General features: G+C 64.9%; 5 protein-coding genes and 1 pseudogene. 4 read left to right on the forward strand and 2 right to left on the reverse strand.

The window, feature by feature from the left end; genetic code table 11:
• Positions 1 to 248: 248 nt before the first annotated feature.
• The 4 genes and pseudogenes from EOA38_RS21940 to EOA38_RS21955 all read left to right on the forward strand — a co-directional run bounded on the left by EOA38_RS21940 (position 249) and on the right by EOA38_RS21955 (position 6549).
• Entirely contained in the window at positions 249 to 536 is a 288-nt protein-coding gene (locus EOA38_RS21940) for a succinate dehydrogenase assembly factor 2 (protein ID WP_127300239.1), read from the forward strand.
• A gap of 14 nt (positions 537 to 550) precedes the next feature.
• Entirely contained in the window at positions 551 to 4048 is a 3498-nt protein-coding gene (gene mfd / locus EOA38_RS21945) for a transcription-repair coupling factor (protein WP_127300240.1), read from the forward strand.
• 232 nt (positions 4049 to 4280) lie between these two features.
• A complete protein-coding gene (locus EOA38_RS21950) occupies positions 4281 to 5654 on the forward strand; it encodes a 3-deoxy-7-phosphoheptulonate synthase class II (protein WP_126093506.1) in 1374 nt (457 codons plus the stop codon).
• A gap of 191 nt (positions 5655 to 5845) precedes the next feature.
• Positions 5846 to 6549, forward strand: a pseudogene (locus tag EOA38_RS21955) (hypothetical protein).
• A gap of 9 nt (positions 6550 to 6558) precedes the next feature.
• Here EOA38_RS21955 and EOA38_RS21960 read toward each other — a convergent pair.
• Complete coding sequence (locus EOA38_RS21960; protein WP_126093508.1) at positions 6559 to 7326, reverse strand: RES family NAD+ phosphorylase; 768 nt, start codon at positions 7324 to 7326, stop codon at positions 6559 to 6561.
• Positions 7286 to 7616, reverse strand: a 331-nt coding sequence (locus EOA38_RS21965; RefSeq protein WP_127300241.1) for an antitoxin Xre/MbcA/ParS toxin-binding domain-containing protein, incomplete at its 5' end; no start/stop codon positions are given. The genes EOA38_RS21965 and EOA38_RS21960, both read right to left, overlap by 41 nt.

Consider the following 7616-nt stretch of genomic DNA (forward strand, 5'->3'; position numbering starts at 1 on the left):
GTGTTCGGCAGCACGAACAAGAGGTCGGCGGCACGCGCGGGACGATCGCCGAGATCAGCCGGCACGACCCGTTCGATCATGGTCCCGACTTTCGGACCAATGCCGGCAAGCGAGGTAATCGGGACGAACAGAGGATCGAGGATGGTAGGACGCATGGGTGTCAGCTTATGTCGCGACGGCCGCAGCGCAAAGGCTGACACCGGTCGCTATCCACGCTATATGCGCCGCTCGAACAGGGATGCGGCGCAATGACCGGAACACAGCGATCAAGCGAGGGGTTGGATGCCCGCCGGCGTAAGCTCCTGTTCCGCTCCTGGCACCGCGGCATGCGCGAGATGGACCTCATCCTCGGTTCCTTCGCCGATGCCGAGATCGGTGCCTTGACCGGCGACGAAATCGACCAATATGAAAAGCTCCTCGAAATCCCCGACACCGAATTCCTGCCGATGATCACCGGCGAACGCCCGGTTCCGCCCGATATCGATTGCGCGGTGCTGCACAAGATCCTGGCGTCGCGCCGGACCATGACATTTTGAAAAACGCATAACCCATGAGCCTCATCCCTTCCATCGGCCTGCCCAAGGGCCGCGCCGGCCAGTTCGTTGTCGATGGCGTCGCCGACGGCTATGAAGCCTTCGCGCTGGTGCGGACGGCGCAGGAGATCGCGCCCGACAAGCCGGTGCTGTTCGTCGCGCGCGACGGCCAGCGACTGCCGGCGATCATCGAAGCGCTGGCCTTCGCGGCGCCTGGCCTGCCGGTTCTGGAACTGCCCGCCTGGGACTGCCTGCCCTATGACCGTGTTTCGCCCGGCGCGGATGCCGCCGCGCGGCGGCTCGACGCGCTTTCCGCCATCATTGCGCTCGCCAAGAAGCCGCATCGCGCCGTGATCCTCACCACCGCCAATGCGCTGCTTCAGCGCATACCGCCGGCCGGGTTGATCGAAGCGCAGACCTTCCATGCCAGGCCCGGCAACCAGATCGACATGAAGGTGCTGATCGCGCGGCTGGAGACCTCCGGCTTCGAGCGCGTGCCGACCGTGCGCGACGTCGGCGAGTTCGCGGTGCGCGGCGGCATTCTCGACCTCTTCGCGCCCGGTTGGAGCGAGGCGCTGAGGCTCGACTTTTTCGGCGACACGCTGGAATCGATCCGTATTTTCGACGTGGCGACCCAGCGCACCACCGGACAGCGCAAGTCGATGGCGCTGCAGGCGATGAGCGAGGTGGCGCTGACGCCGGAGACGATCAGCCGCTTCCGCCGCTCCTATATCGAGGCTTTCGGCGCACCGTCGCGCGACGACGCGCTCTACGCCGCGGTCAGCGAAGGGCGCCGCTTCGCCGGCATGGAGCACTGGCTGCCCTTCTTTTACGAACGGCTGGAGACGGTGTTCGACTATCTGCCGGATGCGCCGGTTGTCTTCGACCATCTGGCGCATGAGGCGCTGGCCGAGCGTCACACGCTGATCCTCGACCACTATGAGGCTCGCCGCAAGCAGGCCGACGGCGCGCTGAAGGATGCGGTGCCCTATAAGCCGGTGGCGCCGGACCTGCTTTACCTCTCGCCGGAGAACCTCAGAGCTTCGCTCGGCCCGCGCGAAGACATCGACTTCACCGTCTTCGATGCGCCCGATGTCGGCGGCAGAAAAGTCTTCCATGCCGGCTCGCGGCATGGCCGCCGCTTCGCCGAGGAGCGCGCCGACCCCAACATCAACGTCTTCGACGTCGTGGTGAAGCACATCGCCGACGAGCGCGCCGCGCGACGCCGTGTCGTCGTCGCCGGCTGGACCGAAGGCTCGCTCGACCGGCTCGGCCAGATCCTCGCCGAACACCATCTCGGCAACCTCAAGCCCGTCGCGACGCTTGCCGAGGTTGAAAAGCTCGAGCCGGGGCAGGCGGGGCTCGCCGTGCTGCCGCTCGAATCGGGCTTCGAGACCGACGGCATGGTCGTCGTCGCCGAGCAGGACATTCTCGGCGACAGGCTGATCCGCCGCTCGAAGCGCAAGAAGCGCGCTTCCGACTTCATCGCGGAGGCCACGTCGCTGTCTTCAGGCGACATCGTCGTCCATGCCGATCACGGCATCGGCCGCTTCGTCGGCCTGCGCACCATCGAGGCGGTCGGCGCGCCGCATGACTGCCTCGAAATCCACTACGCCGGCGACGACCGCCTGTTTCTGCCGGTGGAAAACATCGAGCTCCTGTCGCGCTACGGGGCGGACTCGGCGGAAGCCGCGCTCGACAAGCTCGGCGGCGGCGCCTGGCAGGCGCGCAAGGCGCGGCTGAAGCGGCGCCTGCTCGATATGGCCGGGCAGTTGATCCGCATCGCCGCCGAGCGGCAGATGCGCGCCGCGCCGACTATGATCCCGGCTGAAGGCCTCTATGGCGAGTTCGCCGCCCGCTTTCCCTATGAGGAAACCGACGATCAGCAGACGGCGATCGATTCCGTCATGGACGATCTCGGCGCCGGCAAGCCGATGGACCGGCTGGTCTGCGGCGACGTCGGCTTCGGCAAGACGGAAGTGGCGCTGCGCGCCGCCTTCATCGGGGCGATGGAAGGATTCCAGGTCGCGGTGGTGGTGCCGACGACATTGCTGTCGCGCCAGCACTTCAAAACTTTTTCGCAGCGCTTCTCCGGCCTGCCGATCCGCATCGCGCAGGCGTCGCGCCTGGTCGGCTCAAAGGAACTGGCCGAAACCAAGAAAGGCATCGCCGAAGGCACGGTCGACATCGTGGTCGGCACCCACGCGCTGCTCGGCAGCTCGATCTCGTTCAAGAATCTCGGCCTGCTGATCATCGACGAGGAGCAGCATTTCGGCGTCAAGCACAAGGAGCGGCTGAAGGAGCTCAAGAACGACGTGCATGTGCTGACGTTGTCGGCGACGCCGATCCCGCGCACGCTGCAACTGGCGCTGACCGGTGTGCGCGAACTGTCGCTGATCGCCACGCCGCCGGTCGACCGCATGGCGGTGCGCACCTTCATCTCGCCATTCGATCCGCTGGTCATCCGCGAGACGCTGCTGCGCGAGCGCTATCGCGGCGGCCATTCCTTCTATGTCGTGCCGCGCATCAGCGATCTTGCCGAAATCCATGATTTCTTGAGGGAATCCGTACCGGAGCTGAAAGTGGCGGTCGCCCACGGGCAGATGCCGGCCGGCGAACTCGACGACATCATGAATGCCTTCTACGACGGCCAGTACGACGTGCTCCTGTCGACGACCATCGTCGAATCCGGCCTCGACATCCCGACCGCCAACACGCTGATCATCCATCGTGCCGACATGTTCGGCCTGGCCCAGCTCTATCAGTTGCGCGGCCGTGTCGGCCGCTCGAAGGTGCGCGCCTACGCGCTGTTCACGCTGCCGGCGAACCGCAAGCTCACCGACACGGCCGAGCGCCGGCTGAAGGTGCTACAGTCGCTCGACACGCTCGGCGCCGGCTTCCAGCTCGCCAGCCATGACCTCGACATCCGCGGCGCGGGCAATCTTCTCGGCGAAGAGCAGTCCGGGCACATCAAGGAGGTCGGTTTCGAGCTTTACCAGCAGATGCTGGAGGAGGCGGTGGCCGAGGTGAAGGATTCGGGCGAAGTGCAGGATGGCGGCTGGTCGCCGCAGATCGCGGTCGGCACGGCCGTGATGATCCCGGAAAGCTATGTGCCCGATTTGCAGCTCAGGATGGCGCTCTACCGCCGCCTCGGCGAACTCGAAACCACCGAGGAGATCGATGGTTTCGGCGCCGAGCTGATCGACCGTTTCGGGCCGCTGCCGGAGGAGGTGACGCACCTTTTGAAAATCGTCTTCATCAAGGCGCTCTGCCGCAAGGCCAATGTCGAGAAGCTCGACGCCGGACCCAAGGGCGTCGTCATTCACTTCCGCAAGCGCGAATTCCCCAACCCCGTCGGACTGGTCAGGTTCATCGGCGAGCAGGGGTCGCTGGCCAAGATCAGGGCCGATCACAGCGTCGTCTTCATCCGCGACTGGCCGAACGCAGAGAAACGCTTGGCCGGATCGGCAGTGGTGATGACGCAATTGGCGCGGTTGGTCGACAAAGCCGCCTAACGGCTTCGCCGCGGCGCTCTGGCAGGCGAAGGCATTCGCCACTGCTGAAATTCCCGTCTAGAATAGGAAATCGGCTTCGTGTAAGGAGCCGCGATCCTAGTCACAGGGTTTTGCGGGCGAGGGCCTGCTTGTTCGATTGACGCAATTCCGGACGGTGGGCACGGCGAAGTCGCCGAGCCTAAACGTTTCACACTTTCCGGGAATTGTTCTGAAAGGGCGTTTGGGTGCAGCGATGACGAAATGGTCGCCGAATTCGTGGAGAGCAAAGCCGATCAAGCAAGTTCCGGTCTATCCGGACCTTGCGGCGCTGGAGGTCACGGAAGCGCGGCTTGCCACCTACCCGCCGCTCGTTTTTGCCGGTGAGGCGCGCAAGCTAAAGAAGCAACTGGCGGCGGTCGCTGCCGGCGAAGCTTTCCTGCTCCAGGGTGGCGACTGCGCCGAGAGCTTTGCCGAGCATGGCGCCGACAACATCCGCGACTTCTTCCGCGTTTTCCTGCAGATGTCTGTCGTGCTCACCTTCGCCGGCGCGCAACCGGTGGTGAAGGTCGGCCGCGTCGCCGGCCAGTTCGCCAAGCCGCGCTCGTCCGACAGCGAGACCAAGGGCGGCGTAACCCTGCCGAGCTATCGCGGCGACATTATCAATGGCATCGAGTTCGACGCCAAGTCGCGCATCCCCGATCCGGCCAGGCAGGAGATGGCCTACCGCCAGTCGGCGGCGACACTCAATCTTCTGCGCGCCTTCGCGCAGGGCGGCTATGCCAGCCTGGAGAACGTGCATCGCTGGATGCTGGGCTTCGTCGCAGACAGCCCGCAAGGCGAAAAATACGAATCGCTCGCCAACCGCATCACCGAGACGATGGATTTCATGCGCGCGGTCGGCATCACGTCGGAAACCAATTTCGCGCTGCGCGAGACCGATTTCTACACCAGCCACGAGGCGCTGCTGCTGGGTTATGAAGAAGCGCTGACCCGCGTCGATTCGACCTCGGGCGACTGGTACGCGACCTCGGGCCACATGATCTGGATCGGCGACCGTACCCGCCAGCCCGACCATGCGCATGTCGAATATTGCCGAGGCATCAAGAACCCGCTCGGCCTGAAATGCGGTCCGTCGCTGACGCCGGACGGCCTCATGGAACTGATCGACCTGCTCAACCCCGAGAACGAGCCGGGCCGGCTGACGCTGATCGCGCGCTTTGGATCCGACAAGGTGGCGGAGCATCTGCCGAAGCTGGTGCGGGCGGTGAAGAAGGAAGGCCGCAACGTGGTGTGGTCGTCGGACCCGATGCATGGCAACACCATCGAGGCGGCCGGCTACAAAACGCGGCCATTCGACCGCATTCTCAAGGAAGTGCAGACCTTCTTCGAGGTGCATCGCGCCGAGGGCACGCATCCGGGCGGCATCCATGTCGAAATGACCGGCAAGAACGTCACCGAATGCACGGGCGGCGCCCGCGCCATTACCGCCGAGAATCTGCAGGATCGCTACCACACGCATTGCGATCCGCGCCTCAACGCCGACCAGGCGATCGAGCTCGCCTTCCTGGTCTCAGACCTCTTGAAGAAGAGCCATCCGGTCCAGCACAAGCAGGCCGCCAGCGCCTGAGCCAACTGCTGGCGATCGAACCCGGGCGCCGGAGCAAATCCGGCGCTCTTTTCGTTTGGGGCCGGCCCGGCACGGCGTTTCGCCAAAAACCTTACGAAAATTTATAGTTACGCGACCATCGCAAGACCAAGATTGAGGTGGAGGTGTCGCCGCCGCGGTCGAGAAACCGCGCACACGGCACAGGTTCCGCCATGCGTCACGAGCATGCCATCATCCATCACCGCGCGATCGACTTCTGGTCGGCGCGGGCGGCGGTGCTTGTCGTCATCTGCCTGCAGCTTCTGGTCATCAACGATCTGTCGTTCGGTCCGCGCTGGTTGGCGCCCGCGATCGAGGCGGCGCTGCTGGTGCCCCTGTCGTCGCGACGGCCTGGACGCAGATGGCGACGCAGAAGGCCGTCGACCACGAACATTGGTACGCGATCGGCCGGTTCCGCGTCTTCATCCGCCGCACCGCCCTGGTCATGACCGGCGTCATCAGCATCATGAATTGCGGCTCGCTGGTCTTCCTGGTCAGGGCGCTGCTCGAAGGCCATGCCGGCGCCGGCACGACACTGCTGCTCGATGCGCTGAATATCTGGGTCACCAACGTCATCGTCTTCGCGCTGTGGTTCTGGAGCACCGATCGCGGCGGCCCGCCGACCTGCGGTCTGGTCAAGCGCGCGCATGCCGATTTCCTGTTCCCGCAGATGACGCTGCTAGACCGCGAGGTCCGCGACTGGCTGCCGGGCTTTGTCGACTACGTGTTTCTTGCGTTCACCAACGCGACGGCGTTTTCGCCGACCGACACCTTGCCGCTCACCCAACGCGCCAAGCTCCTGATGATGGCCGAGGCGATGATCTCGCTGCTGACGATCGCGCTGGTGGCTGCGCGTGCCGTGAACATCCTCGCTTAGGTCGAAACGTCAGTGGCCGCGCACCCAGCGCATGTTCGCCAGTCTTGGATCGGCAAAGGCTGTGCGCGAGAATTCGAGCCGCTTGTCGGGGAATTCGCAAATCGCCTGGACGCCGAGCGAGCCGATGCGGATGCGCCAGGTGTGAGGCTCGAGCGGCTTGGCCTTGGCAAAGCCCTTGCACGTCAGGAGCGCGATGTTGGCGCCCTTCGGATCGCGCGCCGAACGATAGCGGATCGCCTGCATCTCGGCCTCGCGCGCGACGTCGGCGATGGCCTGGCAGGCGGCATAGTCGGTCGGATGCGTCCAGACCCTCTCGTCGCGGTCGAGCGGCGGCCGGGTGAGGTCGATCGCCTTCTCGCATTTGATCGCCGCGGCAAAGGCGGTGTATTCGGCCGCGTCGTTCGGCCATTGCGTCTGCGGCGATTCAGCGAAGAACAGCAAGCGGTAGAAGGCCATTTCCGCCACGGCCGTCAGCACGGTTTCGGCGGCGTAGTAGACGCCTTTGGTCTTGCCCGCGCGGCGGAAGCGCGAGCCATACGGATAGATCGAGCCGTAGCGGAAGGGTGTCGCCAGAAGATAATGAAGATGGCGGCATTCGAGCGGGACCCGCGGCTTGGTCTCCTCGATGAGGTCCTCCAGCAGGCCCTGTTCGTCAAGCGTGTCGACGAGCTTGAGCGTCGAGACGCGGTGCTGCGCCTCGACCATCCGCCAATACTTGCCTTCGAGCCTGACGGCCTCAGACGAGAGCGCGTCGGGAGTCCAGGTAGGCGATGACATCGACAAGTCCGGCAATGGTGAGGATCTTTTCGAGCGGCGTGCCGTCGAGCGCCGTGTTCGGGTTCTTCAGCCATGCCCGGGCGACGGTCTCGTCGCCGCCGACGATGGCGTCGAGCGAGCGGAACAGCCGGACGAACAGCACCGCAAGCTCGAACGGCTTGGTGCCGCGCTCGAGCAGGAATTCCTGCTTGCGCATGCGCGAGACCGTCGCTTCCGAGACGCCGATGACCAGCGCCAGCGTCCTCGCGGTGATGTCGAGTAGGTCGGCCGCGCGCAGCGTAGCCTTGGTA

The organism is Mesorhizobium sp. M1E.F.Ca.ET.041.01.1.1 (assembly GCF_003997355.1).
Classification (GTDB): Bacteria; Pseudomonadota; Alphaproteobacteria; order Rhizobiales; family Rhizobiaceae; genus Mesorhizobium.

Bases quoted from the DNA above. Each gene is read 5' to 3' on its own strand.
- EOA38_RS21940 (WP_127300239.1), top strand. From the start codon at position 249: ATGACCGGAACACAGCGATCAAGCGAGGGGTTGGATGCCCGCCGGCGT.
- EOA38_RS21950 (WP_126093506.1), top strand. From the start codon at position 4,281: ATGACGAAATGGTCGCCGAATTCGTGGAGAGCAAAGCCGATCAAGCAA.
- EOA38_RS21960 (WP_126093508.1), bottom strand. From the start codon at position 7,326: ATGTCATCGCCTACCTGGACTCCCGACGCGCTCTCGTCTGAGGCCGTC.
- mfd (WP_127300240.1), top strand. From the start codon at position 551: ATGAGCCTCATCCCTTCCATCGGCCTGCCCAAGGGCCGCGCCGGCCAG.